The following is a 22,873-nucleotide window of genomic DNA, read 5'->3' on the forward strand; positions in this document are numbered from 1 at the left end:
AGGATGCCGCTGTGACCGACCTGACCGATCTGCCGGGTATGACCGATCCGAGTGGTACGACCGATCCGCGCGGTACGACCGATCCGCGCGGTACGACCGATCCGCGCGGTGCGGCCGATCCGACCGTCCGGCCGGCGGAGCGGTGAGCACCGTCGCCGCGCAACCGCTGAACCTGCTCCTGATCCCCGCCGCGGCCGTGGCCGCGCCGCTGGTCGCCGACCGGTTGCTGCGGTGGATCGCCGTACCGACCGTCGTGGTCGAGATCGTGCTCGGAGTGCTGATCGGCCCGGACGTCCTGGGCTGGGCGAACGTCGACGAACTGGTCGACGCGCTCTCCCAGTTCGGCCTGGCCATGCTGATGTTCCTGGCCGGGTACGAGATCGACTTCGGCAAGCTGCGCGGCGGCCCGCTGAAACGGGCGGGCGCCGCGTGGCTGTTCTCGCTGGTCGTCGCCCTCGGTGTGGGCGCGCTGGTCAACCCCGATCCGCTGGACGGCGCCTTCGCCGGGCTGGTGCTCACCACCACCGCCCTCGGCACGATCCTGCCGATCCTGCGCGACTCCGGGGAACTGCCGACCCCGTTCGGCTCGCTGGTGATGGCCACCGGGGCGGTCGGCGAGTTCGCGCCGATCATCGCGATCGCCGTGCTGCTCAGCGGCAACTCCCCCGCCCGGACGGCGGTCATCCTCGGCGCCTTCGCGGTGATCACCGCCGTCGCCGTGCTCGGCGCCCGCCGCCCCCGCCCGGCCTGGAGCACCCGGCTCATCGAGCGGACCCTGCGCACCTCCGGGCAGTTCGCGATCCGCGCGGTGATCCTGGTGCTGGCCGCCATGGTCGCCGCCGCCCTCTGGCTCGACCTCGACATGCTGCTCGGCGCCTTCACCTCCGGGATCGTCTCCCGGCTGCTGCTCTCCGACATCCGGCGGGCCGAGGAGGAGGTGATCGAGGCCAAGCTGGAGGCCATCGGCTTCGGCTTCCTGGTGCCGGTCTTCTTCGTGGTCAGCGGGATGAACTTCGACCTGGACGCGCTGCTGGACGACCCGGGCACGCTGCTGCTCGTCCCGGTGTTCCTGCTGCTGTTCCTGGTGGTGCGCGGACTGCCGGCCGGACTGCTCGCCCCGGCCGGGCTCGGCCGGCGCGACCGCGCGGCGCTCACCCTGTACGGGGCGACGGCGCTGCCGCTGGTCGTGGTGATCACCACGATCGAGGTGGACGCCGGGCACCTGCCCTCCTCGACGGCGGCGGCGCTGGTCGGCGCCGGGATGCTGTCGGTGCTGGTGTTCCCGCTGGCCGCGCAACGGGTGCGCGGCGGTGCGCGGCCGGAGGCGGGGGACGGGCAGGAGCGGCCGAGGGTCCGGGCCGAGAGCTGGTAGGGCCCCGGCGGGACGCGCGGCCGCCGGGGAGCCGGCCGGACCCGGGCTCCCCCGTGCGCCGGGCCGGTCAGATCACCCCCGCCTGCCGGGCCGTCTCCTCGAAGGCGCGGGCCACCGGGCTGCCGCGGTAGGGGGTGAGGCGGCGGTGGAAGTCCCGGACGTACTCCAGCGAGCGCGCCGAGCGCATCTCGCCCGCCGCCCGCAGGGCGTCGGTGGCCATGGTGCAGGCCTCGTCGAGGTCCCCCATGCCGAGCCGGGCGGTGGCCAGCACCAGCCGGCAGAAGATCCGGCTGCGGGCGTAGGCGGGCGAGCGCAGCCGCAGCGACTTCTCGGCGTGCTGGGCGGCGGTGCGCCACTGCTGCAGGTCGCGGTAGCAGTGGGCGAACTCGTCGGAGAGCTGCGCCTCGTCGAAGTACCGCGCCCAGGCGGGCAGTTCGTCGCCCGTCCGGGAGGCCGCCAGGGCCCGCTCGGCGCGCACCAGGGCGGTGGTGCAGGAGCGGACGTCGCCCAGCAGGCCGTGCCCGCGGGCCTCGGCGGCGTGCATCAGCGACTGGACCACCGGCGGGACCGCGGTGCCCACGCCCTGCTGGGCGACCCGGGCGAGCTGGACCGCCTCCCGGCCGTGGCCGAGGTGGACGGCCTGCTGGCTCATCGTCACCAGGACGTAGCCGCCGAGCGCGCGGTCCCCGGCGGCCTGGGAGAGCCGCAGCGCCTGGACGAAGTAGCGCTGGGCGAGGCCGTGCGCGGCGATGTCGAAGGACGTCCAGCCGGCCAGCCTGGTCAGGTCGGCGACGGCGCCGAACAGGGCCCGGCCGATCTGCTCGCCGTAGCGGCCGCGCAGCATCGGCTCGGCCTCGCTCTCCAGGTAGCGGACCAGCGCCTGGCGGGCGTGGCCGCCGCCGTAGGCGTGGTCGAGCGCCCGGAAGAGGTCGCCGACGGCGCGGATGGCGGCGATGTCGCCGCGGCCGACCCGCAGCGCGGGACGGGACTCGCGGGCCGGGTCGGAGTACGGCGGCTCGACCGCGACCGGCGGGCGGCGGCTCTGGGTGGGCACCCGGCCGATGGTGGGAGCGGTGCCGGTCGTCCCGGCCGTGCTCCGCGCGGTGGGCGCGCCGGGGCCGCCGTGCAGGCCGGGGGCGCCGCCGACCGGTCCACGCGCCGGGCTCGTGGCGGACGCGCCGGGCGTGCCCTGCCCGGGCGCGCCGGTGGCGGCGGCCGTACCGGGCGGCGGCGGGCCGGTGGCGGTGTCCGGACGGGCCAGGGTGGAGCCGTCCCGGGCGACCCGCTCGTCGGTGCGGCCGATCAGCCAGTCCCGGCTGGGGACGACCAGGCCGGCCGGGGTGAAGGCGATCCGGCGCAGCTCGGACTGCGGGCCGTTGTCCTTGCGCCACATGCTCGCCACGATGTCCACCGCTTCCTGCGGGGTCTCGGCGAACTCCAGGCCGGCGTAGACCGGGGCGCAGGCGTCCAGGCCGAGGTCCTGGGCGGTGAGGCGGCGGCCGAGGCGCCGGGTGAAGACCTCGGCGATCAGGGCCGGGGTGGCGCCGCGGGGCTGCTGGCCGCGCAGCCAGCGGGTGACCGAGGTCTTGTCGTAGCGCAGGTCGAGGCCGTGCTCCAGGCCGAGCTGGTCGACCCGGCGGGCCAGCCCCGCGTGCGAGAAGCCGGCCTCCTCGATCAGTGCGGCGAGCTGGCCGTTCTGCGGGGCCGGGCCGGAGTGGCCGCCGCTGCGCCCGGGTGCGGGGGCGCCGGGGGTCTCGTGCCGGTCGGGTGTGGCCTGCGCGGGCAGCCGCAGTGCGTCGGCGGTCGGATCGTCGGCGGTCAGCGTGTCGCCGGTCAGGGCGTCGGGAGCCAGGGCGTCGGGGGCGTCCGGAAGGGTCCGGCCGACCGGACCTCGGTGCTGGCCGAGCGGGTCGAGCGGTCCGTACGCCGGGCTGTCGGTTGCAGGCCGTTGGGGCATGTCTGTCAACACCTCTCGGACGTCGCACCGGGCTCTACCAGCACTTCGGCGGCCTGGGGCGGCGCCCCCTGTCGGGAATCGGCGTGAATGTAGCGAGCATTCGGGCGCTATGGGTGGATCTGACCGAGCAATCCTCCGAACGGGTGAAGCAACCGCGCCCATTGTGGGGAAGCGCGGTCACCATGGGTTTGGCCTTCCGCGGTCGAACCGTCGATCGAGGGTCGTAGTGGTTGCCGCCACAGCCCGGCGGGATGCTGTGGTGGCCCACCACATGGGAGCCGGACCGCCGGATTCCTACCGTTCTCGGCCATGGACACCACTACAGCCCGCCCGCTCGACGGCCGCACGGCTCTGGTCACCGGAGCCGCCTCGGGCATCGGCCGGGCCTGTGCCGAGGCCCTCGCCGGGGCCGGCGCCCGGGTCTACGTCGTCGACCTCGCGGCCGGTCCGGCCGAGGAGCTCGCCGAGCGGATCGGCGGGCGCGCGCTGGTCACCGACCTCGCCGACCCCGAGGCCGTGGACGCCCTGCCGGACGACGCCGACATCGTGGTCAACAACGCCGGGCTCCAGCACGTCGCGCCGGTCCACGAGTTCCCGCCGGACCGCTTCACGCTCATCCAGCGCGTCATGGTCGAGGCCCCGTTCCGCATCCTGCGCCGGACCCTGCCGCACATGTACGAGCGGGAGTGGGGACGGATCGTCAACGTCTCCTCCGTCCACGGCCTGCGGGCCAGCGCCTTCAAGTCCGCGTACGTCACCGCGAAGCACGCCCTGGAGGGCCTGAGCAAGACGGTCGCCCTGGAGGGCGCGCCGTACGGCGTCACCAGCAACTGCATCAACCCCGGCTACGTCCGCACCCCCCTGGTGGAGAAGCAGATCGCCGCCCAGGCGCTCGCCCACGGCATCCGCGAGGACGAGGTGGTCGAGCGGATCATGCTCGACCGCACCGCCGTGAAGCGCCTCATCGAACCCGACGAGATCGCCCAGCTCGCCCTCTGGCTCTGCTCCCCCACCGCCTCGTACATCACCGGCGCCAGCCTCCCGGTCGACGGCGGCTGGACGGCGCACTGACCCGCTCCTCCCGCGCGGGCCTCCGCCGCGCGGATCCCCGCCTCGTGGACCCCCGCCTCGTGGCGGCATCGACTCCCCCTCGGCCCTGGAAGTGGTGGCACATGGACTCCCCCGACTCCCCCGCAAGCGGTACGGCGACGCGCAGTTCACTCCCGAGAGTGGTGGCTGCCAGCCTGATCGGCACGACCATCGAGTGGTACGACTACTTCTTGTACGGAACGTCCGCGGCGCTGGTGTTCGGGAAGCTGTTCTTCCCGCACAGCGACCCGCTGACCGGGACACTGCTGTCCTTCCTCACCTACGCGATCGGGTTCGCGGCGCGGCCGCTCGGGGCCCTGGTGTTCGGGCACTTCGGGGACCGGGTGGGGCGGAAGAAGCTGCTGGTGGTCAGCCTGCTGCTGATGGGCGGGTCGACCACGGCGATCGGCCTGCTGCCGACCTACGACTCGATCGGGGTCGCGGCGCCGGTGCTGCTGACGGCGCTGCGGCTGGTGCAGGGCTTCGCGCTCGGCGGCGAGTGGGGCGGGGCCGTCCTGCTGGTGTCGGAGCACGGGGACCAGCGGCGCCGGGGCTTCTGGGCGTCCTGGCCGCAGGGCGGGGCGCCGGCCGGGAACCTGCTGGCGGCGGGGGCGCTGTCGCTGCTGACCACAGTGCAGTCGGACGCGGAGTTCCTGTCCTGGGGCTGGCGGGTGCCGTTCCTGCTGTCGGCGCTGCTGGTCGCGGTCGGGATGTGGATCCGGCTCGCGGTGGACGAGTCGCCGCTGTTCAAGGCCGCGCTGGCGGCGCAGCAGGCCCGGGAGACCGTCGAACAGCCGCCGCTGGTCAGCGTGTTGAAGCACCACTGGCGGGAGGTGCTGGTCGCCATGGGCGCCCGGATGGCGGAGAACATCTCGTACTACGTCATGACGACGTTCGTGCTGACCTACGCCGTCACCCACGCGCACTTCGGCAAGCAGAGCGCGCTCAACGCCGTACTGATCGGCTCCGCCGTGCAGTTCGCGCTGATCCCGCTGTTCGGCGCGCTGTCCGACCGGGTCGGGCGCAGGCCGGTGTACCTGGTGGGCGCGGTCGGGGTCGGGGTCTGGGCGTTCGTGTTCTTCGGGATGGTGGACACCCGGTCGTTCGGCTCGCTGGTCCTCGCCGTGACCGTCGGACTGGTCTTCCACAGCGCGATGTACGCGCCCCAGGCGGCCTTCTTCTCCGAGCTGTTCGCCACCCGGATGCGCTACTCGGGCGCCTCGATCGGGGCCCAGTTCTCCTCGGTCGCGGCCGGCGCCCCGGCGCCGCTGATCGCCACCGCGCTGCTCAAGGACTACGGCAGCGCGACGCCGATCTCGGTGTACGTCGCCGGCGCCGCCGTGATCACCGTCTTCGCGGTGCTCTGCGGGCGGGAGACCAGGGGCCAGGACCTCGCGGACGTCGCCGACGTCGCCGACACCGAGGCGCCGGAGGCGGATACCACCCCGGTCGCGAAGCCCGCCACCGCCTGACGACCCAGCCGTTACTATCGCGCTTCCGCCCCACTGCCGATTGGCGGCACGCACCATGAACCACCCTCACGAAAGCGCCGCTCCCGCGCTGCGGCGGCTGCTCGACCTGCTCGTCTCGGGCGCCGCCACCGAGGACTTCGCCGACGTACTGGCCGACGCCCGCCGCCACGGGGCGTCGGCCACCGTCCTCACCGAGATCGACGACGCCACCTGGCAGGCCCTGCGGGTCCACCGCACCCTGCGTCAACACCGCCGCCGTGAGGCCGAGTTGACCGCCCTGTTCGACACCGCCGGGGACCTCGCCGCCTCCCGCGAACTGGACACCGTGCTCCAGGCGATCGTCCGCCGGGCCCGGATGCTGCTCGGCACCGACACCGCCTACCTGACCCTGCCGGACGAAGCCGCCGGCGACACCTACATGCGGGTCACCGACGGCTCGGTCTCCGTCCTGTTCCAGACCCTGCGGCTCAGCCTCGGCGACGGACTGGGCGGCCTGGTCGCCCAGACCGCCCGCCCGTACGCGACCCCCGACTACCGCACCGACGAACGCTTCCACCACACCGGCACGATCGACGCGGGCGTGCTCGACGAGGGCCTGGTGGCGATCATCGGGGTGCCGCTGCTGCTCGGCGGACAGGTCATCGGGGTGCTGTTCGCCGCCGACCGCTCACCCCGCGCCTTCTCCCCCGACGAGGTCGCGCTGCTCTGCACGCTGGCCGCGCACGCCGCGATCGCCCTCGACACCGCCAAGTCGCTCGCCGACACCCGGGCCGCGCTCGCCGAACTCAACGCCGCCAACGAGCTGGTGCGGGCCCACTCCGCCGCCGTCCAGCGCGCCGAGCAGGCACACGACCGGCTCACCGACCTGGTGCTGCGCGGCGCCGAGGTGCCGGACGTCGCCGCGGCCGTCGCGGCGCTGCTGGACGGGGACATAGCGGTCCTCGACGCCGAGGGCGAGCCGCTGGCCGGACGGTCCGCCCCCGCCGCCGAGCTGGCCGGGGCCGTCACCGCCTCCCGCACCGAGGGCCGGTCGGTGCGCCACGGCGAGCTGTGGGTCTGCACGGTGCTGGCCGGGCACGACACCCTGGGCACCCTGGTGCTGCGCGGACGGCCCGACCTCGACGACGCCGACCGGCGGCTGTTCGAGCGGGCCGGCGTGGTGACCGCGCTGCTCCTGCTGCTGCGCCGCTCGGTCGCCGAGACCGAGAACCGGGTCCGCGGCGAGCTGCTCACCGACCTGCTCAGCGCGCCCGACCGCGACCCGGCCGGGCTCACGGCACGCGGCCGCCGGCTCGGCGTCGACCTCGCCCGGCCGCACCTGGTCCTGGTCGCGGAGCCCGCCGAGCCGGACGGGCCGGCCGGACCCGACCGGGGACGGCTGGCCGGCGCCGCCCGCCGGTACCTGTTCGGCTCCCGGGGCGTCAGCGCCGAACACGGCGAGGCGGTGGTGCTGCTGGTGCCCGCCGAGGCGGCCGCGGCCGAGGACCCCGAGGAGACCGCCCGGCAGGCCGCCGAGCGGCTGGCCCGGCTGGCCGGGTTCCCGGTCACCGTCGGCGCCGGCCGCCCGTCCGCCGGCCCGGCCGCGCTGGCCACCTCGTACGCCGAGGGCCTGCGCTGCGTCCGGGCCCTGCGGGTGCTCGGCCGCGCCGGGGAGGGCGCCTCGGCCCGCTCGCTCGGCTTCCTCGGGGTGCTGCTCGGCGACGGCCACGACGTGGACGGCTTCGTCGGCGCCGCCCTCGGCCCGCTGCTCGCCTACGACGCCCGGCGCGGCACCGAACTGGTCCGCACCCTGCGCGCCTACTTCGACTGCGGCGGCAGCCTCACCCGGGCCAAGGACGAACTGCACGTCCACGTGAACACGGTGGTGCAGCGGCTGGACCGGGTCGAGGCGCTGCTCGGACGGGACTGGAACCACCCCGAGCGGTCGCTGGAGCTCCAGCTCGCGCTGCGCCTCCAGCTGCTCGCGGGCGGCTGAGGGACTCCACCGGGCCGGGGCGTACAGTGGCGAGGTTGGTCTCGAACACCTGGCAAGGAGCGGCAAGCGGTGAACGAGCGGAGCGAGCGGACGATCAAGGGCAGCGCGTCTCGCGACGTGACTGCCGAGCGGAGCGGGGCGGGCGCATGAGCGAGAACGTGCGTTTTGTTCACCTGGGCATAGGTGAGCGCACCGTGCCCTACCAGGAGGCGTGGCAGGAGCAGCAGCGGCTGCACGCGCTGCGGGTCGCGGACGAGATCCCCGACACCGTCCTGCTCCTGGAGCACCAGTCCGTGTACACCATGGGCAAGCGCACCAACCCCGCCGACCTGCCGCTGGACGGCACCCCGGTGGTCGAGGTCAACCGGGGCGGCGAGATCACCTGGCACGGCCCCGGCCAGCTGGTCGGCTACCCGATCGTCAAGCTGCCGGACCCGATCGACGTCATCGCCTACGTCCGCCGGCTGGAGGAGGCGCTGATCCGCACCGCCGGCCACTTCGGCATCGACACCGCCCGGGTCGAGGGCCGCAGCGGCGTCTGGGTGCTGGGCGAGTCCATCCCGGACGCCGTGGTCGACCCGGCCCAGGTGGTGGACATCGGCAAGCTGACCCTGCGGATGGGCCTGCCGCTGGGTATCGACCCGCGGCTGGCCGGCCCCGAGTACGCGCCCTCCAACGCCGGGCAGCGCGGCGACGACCGCAAGCTCGCCGCGATCGGCGTGCGGGTCGCCCGCGGGGTGACGATGCACGGCTTCGCGCTCAACTGCGACCCGGACATGACCTGGTTCGACAAGATCGTGCCGTGCGGGATCCGGGACGCCGGTGTGGCCTCGCTCACCGGCGAGCTGAAGCGCGGGCTGCCGGTCGCCGAGGCGGCGCCGGTGGTCGAGCGGCACCTGGCGGAGCTCTTCGCCGAGCTGCCCGAACCGGCGCTCAGCCGCTGATCCGGGCAGCTGGTCCGGGGGCCTCCGGCCGCCGGGCCGGCCTGTACTCCGCCGCAGTGCCCCCGAACCACTGGGAATCTACTGACCGGTAGCCGTGTTGCCCTGCGATTGCAGGGCGGTAGGCCCGGCGAAGCCCGTACAACCACAGGCGTACCCTGGGGGTACCCCGTCTAGTTCTAGGAGTCGCACGTGTCCGCTGTCGCGCCCGACGGCAGGAAGCTGCTCCGCCTGGAGGTCCGCAACAGCGAGACCCCCATCGAGCGGAAGCCCGAGTGGATCAAGACCCGCGCGAAGATGGGCCCGGAGTACAACGCCCTCCAGTCGCTGGTGAAGAAGGAGGGGCTGCACACGGTCTGCCAGGAGGCCGGCTGCCCCAACATCTTCGAGTGCTGGGAGGACCGCGAGGCGACCTTCCTCATCGGCGGTGACCAGTGCACCCGCCGCTGCGACTTCTGCCAGATCGACACCGGCAAGCCCGCCGAGTTCGACCGCGACGAGCCCCGCCGGGTCGCCGAGTCCATCGTCACCATGGACCTCAACTACGCCACCATCACCGGCGTCGCCCGCGACGACCTGGAGGACGGCGGCGCCTGGCTGTACGCCGAGACCGTGCGCCAGGTGCACGCGATGACCGCCGACCGCGCCACCGGCCGTACCGGCGTCGAGCTGCTCATCCCCGACTTCAACGCGGTGCCGGAGCAGCTGGCCGAGGTCTTCTCCTCCCGCCCCGAGGTGCTCGCGCACAACGTCGAGACGGTGCCGCGCATCTTCAAGCGGATCCGCCCGGCGTTCCGCTACGAGCGCTCGCTGGACGTCATCACCCAGGCCCGCGCGGCCGGGCTGGTCACCAAGTCCAACCTGATCCTGGGCATGGGCGAGACCCGCGAGGAGGTCAGCCAGGCGCTCGCCGACCTGGTCGGCGCCGGCTGCGAGCTCATCACCATCACCCAGTACCTGCGCCCCTCGCTGCGCCACCACCCGGTGGAGCGCTGGGTGAAGCCGCACGAGTTCGTCGAGCTCCAGCAGGAGGCCGAGGAGCTGGGCTTCGCCGGCGTCATGTCGGGCCCGCTGGTGCGCTCCTCGTACCGGGCCGGCCGGCTGTACCGGCAGGCGCTGGAGCGGCGCGAGCAGGCGTCGGTCTGACGGTCGCGACCGGGGCGGCCCAGGCGGCCCGTGCAGCCGGGTCGGACGGATCGAGCGGGTCGGACGGCACGGATTGAGCCATTGGAAGGGCGGAGCCGCGGCTCCGCCCTTCTGGTTTCACCACGCTTTGACTGCCTGGTCACGGGCTGGTAACACGAGGTGGGGACGATGGACGCCCAGTGGGTGTTCGATTCTTCTCAGCCACGAGAGGAGCTGTTCGGCATGGGGATGCGGATCCGGTCGGTGGGGGCGGCGCTGCGGTTCGCCGAGAGCGTCCTGCTCGCGCCCGGCCAGCAGCACGCGCGCCGCAACGCCTGGGCGGCGGTCTGCGAGGACCGCCGGTACGCGGCGGACCGCCGGCACGACGCGGTGGCGACGGCCGAGACGACGGGGACGGCGGGGGGCCGGGCCCTCCACCGGTGAAGGCGGCACCGGCCGACTCGCGCCGGTGCGGCGGCAGCGACCGCGGCACCACCCTCCGTACCGGGGCGGGTCCACGACGTCGCTGTGCGCGACAGCGTACGGGCACACGGGTCACGGTTCGGGCGAACGGGTACCCGGGCTTGGATATCCCGCACCGGTGCCACGTACCATGAGCGTTATGGCGAGGGAAACATCCGAGAACCCCGGACGGCTGAAGCAGATCCGTCTGGCGTACACCATGACCAAGAAGGTCGACACCAAGATCGGCCTGATCATCGCCGGCGTCGGCCTGCTGACCTTCGGCGTGTTCCTCGCCATCGGCTTCGCGATCGACCACCCTGTCTACCTGGGCATCCTGGGCTTCATCGTGGCCGTGCTGGCCATGGCGATCGTCTTCGGGCGCCGGGCCGAGCGCGCCGCGTTCGGACAGATGGAGGGGCAGCCGGGCGCTGTGGCCGCGGTGCTGAACAACATCCGGCGCGGCTGGAGCTCTAACACCACCCCGGTCGCGGTCACCCGCAACCAGGACGCGGTCTACCGCGCGGTGGGCCGGGCCGGCATCGCACTGATCGGCGAAGGCAACCCGAACCGGGTGCGCCAGCTGCTGGCCTCCGAGAAGAAGAAGATGGCCCGGGTCGTCGGCGACGTGCCGGTGCACGACATCGTGGTGGGCACCGGCGAGGGCGAGGTCCCGCTGAAGAAGCTGCAGATCCACCTGATGCGCCTGCCCCGTGCCATCACCGCCGCCCAGGTCACCGAGACCAACGACCGCCTGCGCGCGCTGGGCGACCTGCTCTCCAAGGCACCGATCCCCAAGGGCCCGATGCCCAAGGGCGCCCGGATGCCCAAGGGCGGCCAGGTTCGCTGACCCTCCCCCGTCCACACAGAACGGCCCCGCCGCGGAAACTCCGCAGCGGGGCCGTTCCGACGTTCAGCCGGCGGTTCCGGGGGCCGTTTCGGCCGGCAGTCCCGGGGCCCGGACTCAGATCCGTGACCCGGTCAGCTTTCGATCCGCGGCCCGTCCGGCTTTCAGATCCGGACCTCGACGGTGCCGACCGCCTTGTCGTGCAGGCCGCGGGTGTCGCGGTCCCAGACCAGCGGGGGCACCACCAGGCAGAGCAGCAGGGTGCGCAGCAGGACCTGCGGGATGGTCGCGCGGCCGCCGTCCAGGCGGATCACCCGGAGGCCGAACAGCCGCTTGCCCACCGTGGTGCCGGTCGTGGAGAGCAGCAGGGCCGCGACGAGGAAGAACAGCGGGCTGGTCCACAGGTTGGCCTCGGCCTGGTCACCGCGGGCGATCAGCCCGTACGAGACCAGCGCGACGAGCCAGCCGTCGACGAACAGGGCGCCGATCCGGCGGCCGGGGCCGGCCATCGAGCCGGGGCCCTCCTTGGGCAGTCCGAGGCGCTCGCCGCGGTAGCCGAAGTCGGCGCCCATCTTCTCGGCGGCCGCCCTGGGGCCGTCGATCCACGATCCCAACGCTTCTCTGGTGTCCACGAATCCACACTAACCGGGCTGACGGCGCACACCGTCACCGGCACCCCTCCGGGCGGGGCGTCGTCCCCGACCGGGTGAATCCGGGGCGCGGGGCGTTCCCAGGGCCCCGCCAAGTGGTCCAGACCACTTGGCGGAGGCGCCCCAGGTGGGCGGGGTGATTTGCCCCGTCCCGTACGTCTTTGCCGCCCGGACGGAGGGGGTGGTTAACATCTAGGAAACGAGAGGGTCACCGACCGGAAACGACCCGTTCCTAGGGTGAGCCCCATTCGCAACACCGAGGAGGATGGATGTTCAACAACGCCGCCGAAGTGAAGCAGTTCATCCAGGACAACGACGTCAAATTCGTCGACGTCCGTTTCTGTGACCTGCCGGGCGTCCTGCAACACTTCTCCGTACCTGCGGCGACCTTCGATCCGTCCGAGATCCTGATGTTCGACGGCTCGTCGATCCGCGGTTTCCAGGCCATCCACGAGTCCGACATGGCGCTCGTCCCGGACCTCGCCACGGCCCGGCTCGACCCCTTCCGGGCCGAGAAGCACCTCAACATCAACTTCTTCATCCAGGACCCGGTCACCGGCGAGGCCTACAGCCGCGACCCGCGCAACGTCGCCAAGAAGGCCGAGGCCTACCTCGCCTCCTCCGGCATCGCCGACACCGCGTTCTTCGGGCCCGAGGCCGAGTTCTACGTCTTCGACTCGGTCCGCTTCGACACCAGCGCCAACGCGTCCTTCTACCACATCGACTCGGAGGCCGGCGCCTGGAACAGCGGCGCCGCCGAGGGCGACGCGCGCGGCTACAAGGTCAAGTACAAGGGCGGCTACTTCCCCGTCCCGCCGGTCGACCACTTCGCCGACCTGCGCGCCGAGATGTCGCTCGAACTCGCCAAGGCCGGGCTGGAGGTCGAGCGCCAGCACCACGAGGTCGGCACGGCCGGCCAGGCGGAGATCAACTACCGGTTCAACACCCTGCTGCACGCCGCCGACGACCTGATGCTGTTCAAGTACATCATCAAGAACGTCGCCTGGCGCAACGGCAAGACCGCCACCTTCATGCCGAAGCCGATCTTCGGCGACAACGGCTCGGGCATGCACGTCCACCAGTCGCTGTGGACCGACGGCTCGCCGCTCTTCTACGACGAGCAGGGCTACGCCGGACTCTCCGACACCGCCCGCTACTACATCGGCGGCCTGCTGCGGCACGCCCCCTCGCTGCTGGCCTTCACCAACCCCTCGGTGAACTCCTACCACCGCCTGGTGCCGGGCTTCGAGGCGCCGGTCAACCTGGTCTACTCGCAGCGCAACCGCTCGGCCGCGATCCGCATCCCGATCACCGGCTCCAACGCCAAGGCCAAGCGCATCGAGTTCCGCGCACCGGACCCGTCCTCCAACCCGTACCTGGCCTTCTCCGCCATGCTGATGGCCGGCCTCGACGGCATCCGCAACAAGATCGAGCCGCTGCAGCCGGTCGACAAGGACCTCTACGAGCTGGCCCCCGAGGAGCACGCCAACGTCCCGCAGGTGCCCTCCTCCCTCCCGGCCGTCCTGGAGGCCCTGGAGGCCGACCACGAGTACCTGCTCGCGGGCAACGTGTTCACCCCGGACCTGATCGAGACCTGGATCGACTTCAAGCGCACCAACGAGATCGCCCCGATCGCCCTCCGGCCCCACCCGCACGAGTTCGAGCTCTACTACGACCTATAGGACCCCCTCTGACCTGCGGAAACGCGGTTTGATCTCTCATCGTTTCCGCAGGTCAGGCAGGGTCCTGACCTGCGGAAACGCATGGAGAGGGGTCGGCTGCAGTACCTCTGGGGCTCGCAATGTGAAATGAGTGTGAAATGAGCAGGGGTAGATCGAACTCGCGATGATGCCTTCTTGCCCTTGCCAGCACTGGGCAGTACGCCATCTCGCTACTCTCAGTAGCCATCACTCGGGACTCCCGACTCAACGGGTTCGATCTCTTACCGGCGCTGCGCCCCTCGGGCGAGGTGTCACCCGAGCCCGCCAAGCAGCCGTGCTCGCAGCCATCGGGTTCACCCAGGTGACCACTGCTGCGCTGCTGACCTCCGCGCTGGCCGGTACCCCGATCAGCCGCCTGCTGGACCGGCACGCTTCGAAGGTGGCGTGAGCCGAAGCGTTCTAGCAGCGTGAGGATGGCCGGATGGTCCAGCCGTGGGCCCAGGACCCGGGCCGTGGACGACCTGGCCGGCGATCTCGAGCAGGGCAGGTGGCCGGAGCCGACCTGCACGGCCGAGGAGACCGCACTGCACCTGGCGCTGCGCGAGGCGCCGGACTATCTGGACGACATCGAGGTCGGCGAATTCGCCGCGCACCAGGGTCTGCCGGTCCACCGTGACGACTACGACTTCGGCGGGTGCAGGGACCTATCCTTCCAGGACACCGATGTCCTGATGCTTTACAGCCCGGCGCACGACGGCATCGAAGACCCCGGCGGCGATGCCAACCGGCAGTTCGGCATCGGCGACCTGCGTGCGGCGGCCTGGTTCGAGCCGTTCCAGAACGTGACGCCCCGCGACCCCGGGCGCGGATTCCGCCGCTGAGAGCCGAGAACCGACGGCCAGTCGTCGGCTGGGAGGGAGCGCTGGACGCCTTCCCGGTCGGATCCTTGCCGGGGCGCCCGTGAGCGTCTCGGGCCGACCGGCTTCCCTCGGCTGTCGTCTGGGGGCGTTCGCCTCGCTCCACTGTTCGTGTGGGAGCCGCAGCGCGGACCGATCGGCCTGGAGCGTCGGATCACCGGCTTGTGCAGGTCGGGATCGCTGACCGAGTGGTTGGCTCCCTCGCCTTCCCGAGGAGGGGGCGGGAGCGCGTCTCGCGGGCGGAGTTGGCCTCGCTTGTGCTCGATATCTGCCCAACGGCGGCGTCAGGCACAGATTCGCAACAGTACTGTAGGGAGAGTTGCGATCGTTGCGAACTGTTGCCACCCTTGCATCAGGGGGAACGATGCCTGGTGGGAGGCACATATGGAGCACGCACTGACAGGCTTGGAGGCATTGGGTCTCCTTGCACCTACGGAGCCGGCCCCGATCACTTCCACTGACGCCGAGGTCGGGCGGCGAGTCGAGCGGGCCCGTCGACGCCAGGCACTGACCGGCGAAGGACTGGGCGGGCTCGTAGGGCTTGCCAAGGACCAGGTCTCGAAGATCGAGACGGGCAAGCGCAAGGTGCACGTCCGGGAACTGCCGAGGTTTGCCGAGGCGCTCGGCGTCACCGTCGGCTATCTCCTGGGGCAGGTGTGCCGTCCCACACTGGCGATGGCGCACCGGCTGGCCGGCAACGTGGGGCCCGATGAGGACAGCAACGCAAAGCGCCGCGCTCTGGAACTGCTGGAGGTCGAGGACATCTTGGCCCAGCGGGCCGAGTGGGTGCCAGCGGCTGGCAGCCGTCCCGGGAAGGACGTACTCAGGTTCGCCCGCGAGGAGATCCGCACGCCGCCTCGCAATCGGGACGAAGCGCAGCGCCAGGGAAAGAGGCTCGCGGAGTACACGCGCGAGGCGCTGGGGCTCGGATCGCACGAGCTGGGAGACCTGCCCGGACTCATCGAACGCCACTTCGGCGTCGATGTCGCGCTGTCCCCGTTGGGGACCGACGTGGACGGCCTGTGTGTCCACGGGGACAGTGTGGCGCTGATCGTGGCGAGCACCGACTTCTCCCAGGGGCACGTCCGCTTCACCCTCGCGCATGAACTCGGACACCATCTCTTCGGCGACCCCAGGGACGTCATCGACGAGGACGCCCAGGACATGTTCTCCGACAGCCAGCAGGAGCGGCGCGTCAACGCCTTCGCCGGGCACCTGCTGATGCCGGAGGAGGGCATCCGGGAGACCTTGGGATGGCTCAGCGCCGGACGCGTCACTGAACGCAGCATCGTGGCGCTGATGGAGCAGTTCGGCGTCTCCCTGCCCGCCCTGGTCTACCAGCTGTGCAAGATGCGTCTGATCACCTTCGACCAAGGAGCGATTCTCCGGAGCATGCACGTGGGAGACCTTGTCGACCGTCACCCGTCCGTCGCTCCGACGCGGGCCGGAATCACTGCGTTGCGAACCGTCCGGGCGCCCGAGCGGCTCCTGACTACCGCGGCAGAGGCTGCCCGCAAGGAGCAGGTGGGCCTCGGAGTTGTCGCGACCCTGCTGGAACGCGAGGACGACGAAGCGCTCTGGGATGCGGTGATGGAACCCGATGCCGAGGTGTTCGCCTGAGCGGGGGCGGCGCGGTGTCCACCCCCGCGCCGGCCAGGCCCGAGCTGTGGTTCCTCGACACCTCGTCCCTGATGACCCTTGCGGTTGACGAAGCGCTGCGGGAGGCGGTCAAGGGGGAGCTCTCTTGGCACAAGCGGGTCCTGCTCGATGTCGTGGTTGAAGAGCTGGAGCGCCTGGCCGGTGCGGGGAGGCCTGACGAGAAGGCGCTTGCCGCCGCTGCTCTTGGCCAGCTCGACTGGCTCGGGGCGCCCGTGCCCACCGACAACCTCGGCATCGATCCGTTGCGAGTCGTCGCGGTCCAGGACATCCTGCGCAGCGGGCGCCCGTTGAAGCACCCGGGAGAGCACTGGGCCGAGTCGGTGATCATGACCATGGCCGAGGGGCTGACGCTGGCCGCCCCGCACCTGCTCTCCGAGGACTACAACGCGCGCATCGAATCGGTCCGTCACAACTGCGCGCCGTACAGCGTGCACAAGCTGCTCGCCCGGATGGTCCAGGGCGGACGTCTCGCCGCCGACGACGCGGAGTCCTTCGCCGATGCCGTCATGGCAGCCGGGCGTGGGAACGACTACACCGCCGCCGAGTTCCTGTCCGGGAACCTCGGACGGGTCGGCAAGCCGTAGTCCAAGTCCAAGGCTGGCAGCACGAGCTCGTCCAGACACCCGTCTCCCGACGGAGGGGATGTAGGTGGCCCACCTGCTGGTGTCGTGGGCGACCCAGCCGAGTAGGGTCCGGTCGGTGAGGTGTACCGCGAACCGGCCGGGTTCGCGTTCCCAGCCCTCGACCAGCAGGTCGGCGTCGGGGATGGTCCACGTGGAGGTCGAGCAACCGAGACCGTGGGCGGCCTGCGAGGTGGCAGTGCGCTGGTCGGCGAGCGCAAGGCGCAGCTGCCCGGGAACCTCCGGAACCGGGGTGGTCCGCGCATCCGTCGGCGCCTGATGCTGCGCGGGCACCGAGGACAGGCCGCCTGCTGCGCGATCGGCTGTGCGGGTGCGGCGTTCTGCGGGCTGCCGGCGTCGCCTGCGGCGGGGGTGCGCGTGTCGTATCGGTTCAGCCCCTCTCCGGGCTTCGCATAGTCGCCGGGTACGGTGCTGACTGGACACAGCCAGGCGACAGAAGGACCGTCTGGCAACGATGGCGAGACGGGGGGCCATGCAGAACAACCGGTACGGGGGCGGCTGCGCAAAATGCTCGGTGTGGGTGTTCGAGGGGGGCGGCTTCCTCCACAAGACAGACGGCGGCTGGGTGGTGAAGTGCGCAACCTGCCGTGACCTTGGAGCACTCTATGAGTCCGAGGAGTTCGACCCGGCGGACATTGGTCTGCACCTGCCCACAGTGCGCTCGCCATTGACCGCAAGGTTCGTGTCACTGCGCGTCCTCGGACTGACCCGCGAGTGCTGGAAGTGCCACAGGGATACGACATGCCTCGCCGGGCTGTATCCGGAGAGGCCGGCACGCGGGTTCAACTCGCTGCACATAGGCGACGAGGACACACTCGCTCTCACGCAGAAGCTGCTGCAGCAAGGCGGACGGTCAGATCTCGCCGCGACGATCAAGAGCCGGTACAGCAGCACCATGGGTTCGCGGTACCTGTCCGTCGGCTGCGTCCACTGTGACGCTCTGCAGGGTGACTTCTACTTGCAGGACGAGGTCATCGAGCGTCTCCATCTGCATGGGTTGGGCGGCCTGGAGAACCTGCTGGTCGTGGATTGCCCGGTTCTCGACTGGTATCCAGTGGTCCACCAGAACAGCGGCGGGATCTGGATTGACAGCTGACGGGAGCTCTATGGCTCGGAGACGGCGGGCCTGGGGGCCCTGGCCATCGGTCTCGTGCGCGGTTCGACGCGTGCGGTTCGCCCAGGCTCACGCGCCTATCGCGAGAGGGATGGCTTGGTCATGTACATCTTGATGATGGAGGCCGGCACCCGGATCGGCTCGTAGGGCGCGATTTCGTCAGCGATCACCTGGGCCAGCTCGTCGATCGTCCGCACCACGTACCTGGGCGGGGTGATCCAGATTCGAGGGGTGGCGTCCCGGTCGTCGCTGTTGTGGATAATCTGAGCGTAGAAGTGCCCGAGGCCCTCTTCCCAACCCCAGGTGCTGTAGCGCTCCCAGCCCGGCATTGCGAAGTCGTGGAGTCCGCCGACGTTCTCCTCCGTGACCGGCTGGGGGATCGGCGAGTGCTTGTCGGTGTACGACGGCCCGTAGACGATCTCCCAGGTCCCGTCGGAGTGCTCGAGCACGTCCATCTTCACGTGCTGCTTGAGCTGGCGGATTTGCTGGCGGAACTCCTCCGCGGCAAACCCGGCCCGTGCCGCGAGTGCCGGCAGGTCGGTCTCGGTGACGTCAAGGCCCATGATCTCGGGAATCTCGTGGCCCCACATGCTGGTGGCGGGTTCAGCGTGCTCGGCCAGCACCAGCAGCACCCGCTTAGCGAGCGGGTCGGCGACGGCCAGCTGCTGCACGTACTTGATGGCCTGGTCGCTCACTCGAACTCCCGTTCCTTTGATCCTGGTTGGCAAGCCAGTGGCAGACGGATCACGCTACCGCGACGATCGGCCGGCTGGCGGCCGTTCCCCGGAGCGGCCGTTCGCGGCGTCGGAGTCGAGACGAAGGTGACCGGGCCTTGCGGAGCATCCCGTAGATCTGGGCAGAAGCCTGACGCAGTGCCAAGTCGATTGCGATGATCGGCGAATGCGTCCACTCCTAACCCTTGTCGGGCTTGCTGTCGTGTGCTGGATCGCGGACATCGCCAAGCCGACAGTCCTGCGGTGGTGGGAGCGGCTGGTGCTCCGCCCGGTGCGACGTCTGCGGGATCGACTGGTGGCAGAGCCCGTGAACGAGATAGTGGTCAGCGCGGGCCGCGTTCTGCCCCTTGTCGTGGGAGACCGGGTGCCGGACTTCCGGCCCGACTTGGTCGGCATGGCGATACACCGGTGCTTCGAGAAGGTCGTCAACGCCCTCCCGATCTATGCCGTCGCCGTGATCATCCTGGTGAGGATGGACGGCCAGAGCGTCATAGACGCCGTCCGGCACGCCGTGGCGGAGGCGAGCCACCCCAGTGCGGGCCATGTTGTGCATGATCCGCTCAGCTCGCTGCTGCTCGGGATCGTCTCGGTGCCGATCGTCATCGGCAAGAAGCTCCCCGTCCTGCTGTCGGAGCACGGCGCCGTCAAGCTCGTTCCGCTGCTGCTGGCCAGCGCTCTGGTCTTCGTCGTCCTGAGGAGGCTCATGCCCGCGGGCGTGGCCGATTCCCTTCGCAGGGAGCCTGGCCACCCGGCCTTGGAACGCAGGCACAGCTCGGTGAACTGGTCGGGAGTTGCCGTCCTCATCGCCACCGCGACCCGGTGCGCGCGTGTTCATCTGCAATGGAGCGCGGACCCGTCGCTGGACGCGCTTCCCCGGGTCTCGCTCAGAGCGGCGGAGCGGGAGATCCGAAAGGCCTACCAAGCGCGTGGGCACCGGCTGAGGCGACACCAGCGCCAGGTGGCGAAGGCGCACGCGGCGAAGGTGATCGGTGCGTTGCGGGCGGATGAGGCACGGGTGCTGTCGGAGCCTGCTGCGGCGTTTCAGGACCTCGCGGTCAAGCTGACGACGATTGCGAACAGGTACGCGGAGGGACGGTGCGCCGCGCTCCTGGAGGAGCAAGATCTCGGGGCGGAGCCGGTCGTGGACCGGCCGTTCCTACGCTGGCTGGGTGTTGCAGGTGGTGGTCTCGGCGTGCTTGCCGCAGTGACGTACTCGGGACTGCCGACCAGCTTGACCGGGCCCGCCGTCACTGTGGGAATCGCAACGCTGTTCCTCGCGCTGTTCCGCGGCAGTCAGCTGACCGACGCGGCTCAGGCGGCGAGCATGTTCCGTGCCAGCGCGTGACGATACAGGCCCGGACCGAGCGGCGGTAACTTCGGGGCCAAGACGGGCAGCGCGAGGCCGCGACCGGACGAGCCGTTCGGTCACGGCTCCGCTCTTCCCCTACGGTCAGCAGCCGTCCTCGGACGAGCAGGAGCCGCTTGCTGAGTCGCCCGCCGTGGCTGGGGTCCTTCAGAGGCGAGTCTCCGGTGCGGGTGCCCGGTTCCACAGGCCCCGGTAGCGCTCCAGCTCGTCGTCGTCGAGATCGCTGGGGCCGCAGATCCGAAGGCAAGTGGTGTCCCACTCGCGCGAGCCGCTGGTTCGCGGCGTGAGCAGAACACCGAGAGTTGCAGCATCGGTGAGGCCGGTCCGCTCGGACACCTCGTGGTGGCGCAGTTGGATGTAGGAGCGGAACGCTTCCCTGGTGATGCCGTCGGAGCGGGTGCAGCAGCCAGTAATGAGCTGCTGGGTGCCGTCGGGGTCAAGCATGCGGCGGAAGCGCCACTTGGTGCTGCCCTGCGCAACGTCCTGAACGTCGCCGAGCATGTCAAGCAGGAGCTCTCCCCACTCGGTGCGGGCGGAGACCGGGAGCCGGTCGAGATCGGACAGCAGGACGTGCCGGTCCTGCTCCGTCCCGCTGCTGGGCAGGGGGCTGGTGGCAATGTCTTCGAGCATGATCCGCGTCATGAGGTGGGCGCGTGTGCCCTCTCCACCGGCTGGCGCTTGGGGCAGGAGGGGTGCGGACCATTGCCAGCCTCCTTGGCCGACGAGGTCTGTGTCGATGACGGCTGGCTCGGCTTCGGCGTCGGCGGCTGCGAGCTCGTAGTAGCGCAGTGGCTCTTCGCCCAGAGCGCCCTTGGGCTCGGCTGCGGCGCGGAAGAGGTAGTCCACCACCGCGGTGGTGGAGCGCAGCTGGTCAAAGAGGAAGTCCCAGTCGCGTCGGGTGAGGGTGATCGCTGGGATACCGATCGGCTCCCAGTCCGGCACGGTCGCGTCGGGTACGCGCGGGTGGTCGAGCACCAGGACAGCGGCCCACTCGAAGGCGTCTCCCGCCACTGACAGCGTGCGGTCCCGGCCATTGACCATCTGGGCCGCCGCGAGATTGAGGGTGCGCACAGTTCCCTTCGCCTGCCGCATGCCTTTGCCGACGACCTTGTTGATCCAGGCCCGCTCGGCCTCGTCGGACTTGGGGGCAACGGTGCGGCATTTCACCTGGACAATCAACCCACGCCGGCCGGTGAGGACGACGCGGTCGCCGAGCTCACGCCGGCCGGAGCCCTTCTCGGCCATCGACGGATGGAAGACGAAATCGGGCAGCCCCCAGGTCGCCGCGGCCGCGTGGGTCGCAAGTTCTGCGCCCTTGCCCGGGTCAGTGTCGGGTGGCAGGGGCAGCGCGTCGGGGATGTGCCGGATGCAGACGCCAGCCGATGTCTCCATGATCAGGGTGACCTCGGCACCGTCGTTCGCCCGGCGCCATGTCATCTGGGGTTGCGCGTCGTCCATGGGGCCATTGGACACCGAGGCGAGGACATCTGGTGGAGCCCAGACGACGCCGGGTGTCGGCTGCCGCGTCTCGGGCCAGGACAGGGTTGGTCTACTCGACGGGCGGCGCGGTTCTGGCCGGACTCCTTCCGGACATCTTCCCGGGTGTGGCCCTCGCCTCGGCTAATGCGGTTATGGCCCGGCGTGCCCCGGCTGCGAAGGGGCCGGGGAAGCGGTTCGGCGCCACGGTGCGGCGGGGTCGCGGAGGGTGTCGAGCATCAGCTCGCACCAGGTGATCGCCGCGTTGGCCGCCAGGTGTGCGTGCCGGACACCGAGTCCGGTGGGGGCGCTGGCCTGGCCGTGGCCAGTGCCGTAGCCGCGGTTGCGCAGTTCGGCGATCCCTACCGCGATGGCCGCCGCTCCCCCGAGGATCTTCTTCACAGCGTCAGTCCCGTCCGGGCCGGGGATGACAGCGGAGGCGTCCAGAGCGAGGGCCTTCTGGGCCTGCTTGATCAGAGCAGGCATCTTGGCGTTCTCGTCGATGGGCAGGCCGCGTTCGCGCAGGACCGTCTTGGCGGTGGCCTCGATCAGCTGCTTGGCGCTGCCGATGGCACCGGCGGGGTCGTCGGAGAGGTCGCGGTGGACGCGGTCGAGCTCGGCGAGGATGCCCGAAGGGTCGCGCAGGCCGCTCAGGTCGTGGGTGCGAGGAGGTGTCTTGATCCAAAGGATCCGGCCGCGTTCGTCGACCGTCAGGCCGTCCCGCTCCAGCGGGACGGTAAGGTCCTCCAGCCACTTGCCCTGCCACTCGTCACGCCGGGCAACCCGCATCAGGTCTTCGAAGACCAGCAGAGCCCGCTCCACGTGGCTGCGGTCGCTCCAGTCGACCGCCTGCGCGTAGGACTGGAACGAGGAGCGCCGGGCACCTGTGTCCTGGTAGTTCAGCTCGTCCGGTGCGACGGGCGCGAAGCCCTGCCCCTCCCAGGCCACCGCGATGTCGCGGAGGTTGATGCCAGTGCAATGCGACCGGAAAGCGACCCGTGTGGCAGGGCTGATCAGCTCGGACCTGGTAGTTGCGGCCATGAAGGGAAGGTACCCCCCTACCCCGCATAGCGGTTGGAGATTTTCCGGGGCAGGAAAATAGCCACCCGCCGGGCTCTGGTCACGTTGTGAGCGAGCGGATCTGTTCGACGGCGGTGCGGGCGGTGCGGCCCACCCCGATCAGGGTGGTGGCGGCGGAGCCGGTCCGGTCGCCGCAGCCGAGCAGGTGGAACGTGGGTCCTCGACGCTGCGGGCGCCCTCCAGCGGGATGCGGCCACCGCAGCGGCGCAGTCCGACCCGGGCGAAGCCGGGGGCGAAAGCCAGTGCACGCCATCTGCTGGAACCCGTCATTCCCCTCGCCTTCCGGGTGTCCCCGCGCGGATCACGTCCCGTCAACAGCGCTCATTGAAAGTCAA

At 71.0% G+C, this 22,873-nt stretch carries 20 protein-coding genes; 15 read left to right on the forward strand and 5 right to left on the reverse strand.

What is annotated here, in order from left to right:
- Positions 1–11: 11 nt before the first annotated feature.
- Positions 12–146, forward strand: coding sequence for a hypothetical protein (locus IE332_RS41850; RefSeq protein ID WP_268256551.1), 135 nt, complete (start codon positions 12–14; stop codon positions 144–146).
- Positions 143–1,372 carry a cation:proton antiporter gene (locus IE332_RS10200; protein ID WP_189915223.1) on the forward strand — a complete coding sequence of 410 codons (1,230 nt, stop codon included), beginning with the start codon at positions 143–145 and terminating at the stop codon, positions 1,370–1,372. Before IE332_RS41850 ends, IE332_RS10200 begins: the two co-directional genes overlap by 4 nt.
- 67 nt (positions 1,373–1,439) lie before the next feature.
- Here IE332_RS10200 and IE332_RS10205 read toward each other — a convergent pair whose 3' ends face one another.
- Positions 1,440–3,329 (reverse strand): NsdA family TPR-like regulatory protein, encoded by a 1,890-nt coding sequence (locus IE332_RS10205; protein WP_229928485.1) that lies wholly within the window; start codon positions 3,327–3,329, stop codon positions 1,440–1,442.
- A 309-nt stretch (positions 3,330–3,638) separates the two neighbouring features.
- Between IE332_RS10205 and IE332_RS10210 the strand changes: the two genes are divergently transcribed.
- The 7 genes from IE332_RS10210 (at position 3,639) to IE332_RS10240 (ending at position 11,243) form a co-directional block, all read left to right on the forward strand.
- Entirely contained in the window at positions 3,639–4,400 is a 762-nt protein-coding gene (locus IE332_RS10210; protein WP_189915225.1) for a 3-hydroxybutyrate dehydrogenase, read from the forward strand.
- A gap of 101 nt (positions 4,401–4,501) precedes the next feature.
- Positions 4,502–5,890 (forward strand): MFS transporter, encoded by a 1,389-nt coding sequence (locus IE332_RS10215; RefSeq protein ID WP_189915228.1) that lies wholly within the window; start codon positions 4,502–4,504, stop codon positions 5,888–5,890.
- Between the two features lie 55 nt (positions 5,891–5,945).
- Complete coding sequence (locus IE332_RS10220) at positions 5,946–7,865, forward strand: helix-turn-helix domain-containing protein (protein WP_189915229.1); 1,920 nt, start codon at positions 5,946–5,948, stop codon at positions 7,863–7,865.
- Between the two features lie 146 nt (positions 7,866–8,011).
- Positions 8,012–8,809 carry a lipoyl(octanoyl) transferase LipB gene (gene lipB / locus IE332_RS10225; RefSeq protein WP_189915231.1) on the forward strand — a complete coding sequence of 266 codons (798 nt, stop codon included), beginning with the start codon at positions 8,012–8,014 and terminating at the stop codon, positions 8,807–8,809.
- A 189-nt stretch (positions 8,810–8,998) separates the two neighbouring features.
- Entirely contained in the window at positions 8,999–9,952 is a 954-nt protein-coding gene (gene lipA / locus IE332_RS10230) for a lipoyl synthase (RefSeq protein ID WP_189915233.1), read from the forward strand.
- Between the two features lie 222 nt (positions 9,953–10,174).
- Positions 10,175–10,375, forward strand: coding sequence for a hypothetical protein (locus IE332_RS10235; protein ID WP_189915235.1), 201 nt, complete (start codon positions 10,175–10,177; stop codon positions 10,373–10,375).
- Between the two features lie 178 nt (positions 10,376–10,553).
- The gene (locus IE332_RS10240) at positions 10,554–11,243 is read left to right on the forward strand and encodes a DUF4191 domain-containing protein (protein WP_189915237.1); all 690 of its coding nucleotides are present in this window, start codon (positions 10,554–10,556) and stop codon (positions 11,241–11,243) included.
- 161 nt (positions 11,244–11,404) lie between these two features.
- Here the strand turns inward: IE332_RS10240 and IE332_RS10245 are convergent, their stop codons facing one another.
- Positions 11,405–11,872 (reverse strand): RDD family protein, encoded by a 468-nt coding sequence (locus tag IE332_RS10245; RefSeq protein WP_189915238.1) that lies wholly within the window; start codon positions 11,870–11,872, stop codon positions 11,405–11,407.
- A gap of 287 nt (positions 11,873–12,159) precedes the next feature.
- On the opposite strand from IE332_RS10245, the gene glnA reads away from it, so the two are divergent.
- The 5 genes from glnA (at position 12,160) to IE332_RS10270 (ending at position 17,864) form a co-directional block, all read left to right on the forward strand.
- Positions 12,160–13,572 carry a type I glutamate--ammonia ligase gene (glnA, locus tag IE332_RS10250; RefSeq protein ID WP_189915240.1) on the forward strand — a complete coding sequence of 471 codons (1,413 nt, stop codon included), beginning with the start codon at positions 12,160–12,162 and terminating at the stop codon, positions 13,570–13,572.
- Positions 13,573–14,063: 491 nt separating this feature from the next.
- Positions 14,064–14,432, forward strand: coding sequence for a hypothetical protein (locus IE332_RS10255; protein ID WP_189915242.1), 369 nt, complete (start codon positions 14,064–14,066; stop codon positions 14,430–14,432).
- A gap of 420 nt (positions 14,433–14,852) precedes the next feature.
- The gene (locus tag IE332_RS10260; protein WP_189915251.1) at positions 14,853–16,088 is read left to right on the forward strand and encodes a helix-turn-helix domain-containing protein; all 1,236 of its coding nucleotides are present in this window, start codon (positions 14,853–14,855) and stop codon (positions 16,086–16,088) included.
- A gap of 14 nt (positions 16,089–16,102) precedes the next feature.
- A complete protein-coding gene (locus IE332_RS10265) occupies positions 16,103–16,711 on the forward strand; it encodes a hypothetical protein (RefSeq protein WP_189915252.1) in 609 nt (202 codons plus the stop codon).
- 529 nt (positions 16,712–17,240) lie between these two features.
- On the forward strand, positions 17,241–17,864 hold the full coding sequence (locus IE332_RS10270; RefSeq protein ID WP_189915255.1) for a hypothetical protein: 624 nt from the start codon (positions 17,241–17,243) through the stop codon (positions 17,862–17,864).
- 95 nt (positions 17,865–17,959) lie between these two features.
- Here the strand turns inward: IE332_RS10270 and IE332_RS10275 are convergent, their stop codons facing one another.
- Positions 17,960–18,577, reverse strand: coding sequence for a hypothetical protein (locus IE332_RS10275; RefSeq protein WP_189915257.1), 618 nt, complete (start codon positions 18,575–18,577; stop codon positions 17,960–17,962).
- A gap of 205 nt (positions 18,578–18,782) precedes the next feature.
- Between IE332_RS10275 and IE332_RS10280 the strand changes: the two genes are divergently transcribed.
- Complete coding sequence (locus tag IE332_RS10280) at positions 18,783–19,961, forward strand: hypothetical protein (protein ID WP_189915259.1); 1,179 nt, start codon at positions 18,783–18,785, stop codon at positions 19,959–19,961.
- Between the two features lie 168 nt (positions 19,962–20,129).
- Here IE332_RS10280 and IE332_RS10285 read toward each other — a convergent pair whose 3' ends face one another.
- Both IE332_RS10285 and IE332_RS10290 read right to left on the reverse strand, forming a co-directional pair.
- Complete coding sequence (locus tag IE332_RS10285; protein WP_189915261.1) at positions 20,130–21,440, reverse strand: hypothetical protein; 1,311 nt, start codon at positions 21,438–21,440, stop codon at positions 20,130–20,132.
- A 171-nt stretch (positions 21,441–21,611) separates the two neighbouring features.
- Positions 21,612–22,499, reverse strand: a complete 888-nt coding sequence (locus tag IE332_RS10290; RefSeq protein WP_189915264.1) for an abortive infection family protein — start codon at positions 22,497–22,499, stop codon at positions 21,612–21,614.
- Positions 22,500–22,873: the final 374 nt, after the last annotated feature.

The sequence above is a fragment of the Kitasatospora xanthocidica genome (genome assembly GCF_014656195.1).
Taxonomy (GTDB): domain Bacteria; phylum Actinomycetota; class Actinomycetes; order Streptomycetales; family Streptomycetaceae; genus Kitasatospora; species Kitasatospora xanthocidica.

Coding starts and splice junctions, on each gene's coding strand:
- IE332_RS10205 (WP_229928485.1), bottom strand. CDS start 3,329: ATGCCCCAACGGCCTGCAACCGACAGCCCGGCGTACGGACCGCTCGAC.
- IE332_RS10210 (WP_189915225.1), top strand. CDS start 3,639: ATGGACACCACTACAGCCCGCCCGCTCGACGGCCGCACGGCTCTGGTC.
- IE332_RS10215 (WP_189915228.1), top strand. CDS start 4,502: ATGGACTCCCCCGACTCCCCCGCAAGCGGTACGGCGACGCGCAGTTCA.
- IE332_RS10220 (WP_189915229.1), top strand. CDS start 5,946: ATGAACCACCCTCACGAAAGCGCCGCTCCCGCGCTGCGGCGGCTGCTC.
- lipB (WP_189915231.1), top strand. CDS start 8,012: ATGAGCGAGAACGTGCGTTTTGTTCACCTGGGCATAGGTGAGCGCACC.
- IE332_RS10235 (WP_189915235.1), top strand. CDS start 10,175: ATGGGGATGCGGATCCGGTCGGTGGGGGCGGCGCTGCGGTTCGCCGAG.
- IE332_RS10240 (WP_189915237.1), top strand. CDS start 10,554: ATGGCGAGGGAAACATCCGAGAACCCCGGACGGCTGAAGCAGATCCGT.
- glnA (WP_189915240.1), top strand. CDS start 12,160: ATGTTCAACAACGCCGCCGAAGTGAAGCAGTTCATCCAGGACAACGAC.
- IE332_RS10260 (WP_189915251.1), top strand. CDS start 14,853: ATGGAGCACGCACTGACAGGCTTGGAGGCATTGGGTCTCCTTGCACCT.
- IE332_RS10270 (WP_189915255.1), top strand. CDS start 17,241: ATGCAGAACAACCGGTACGGGGGCGGCTGCGCAAAATGCTCGGTGTGG.
- IE332_RS10280 (WP_189915259.1), top strand. CDS start 18,783: ATGCGTCCACTCCTAACCCTTGTCGGGCTTGCTGTCGTGTGCTGGATC.
- IE332_RS10285 (WP_189915261.1), bottom strand. CDS start 21,440: ATGGACGACGCGCAACCCCAGATGACATGGCGCCGGGCGAACGACGGT.
- IE332_RS10290 (WP_189915264.1), bottom strand. CDS start 22,499: ATGGCCGCAACTACCAGGTCCGAGCTGATCAGCCCTGCCACACGGGTC.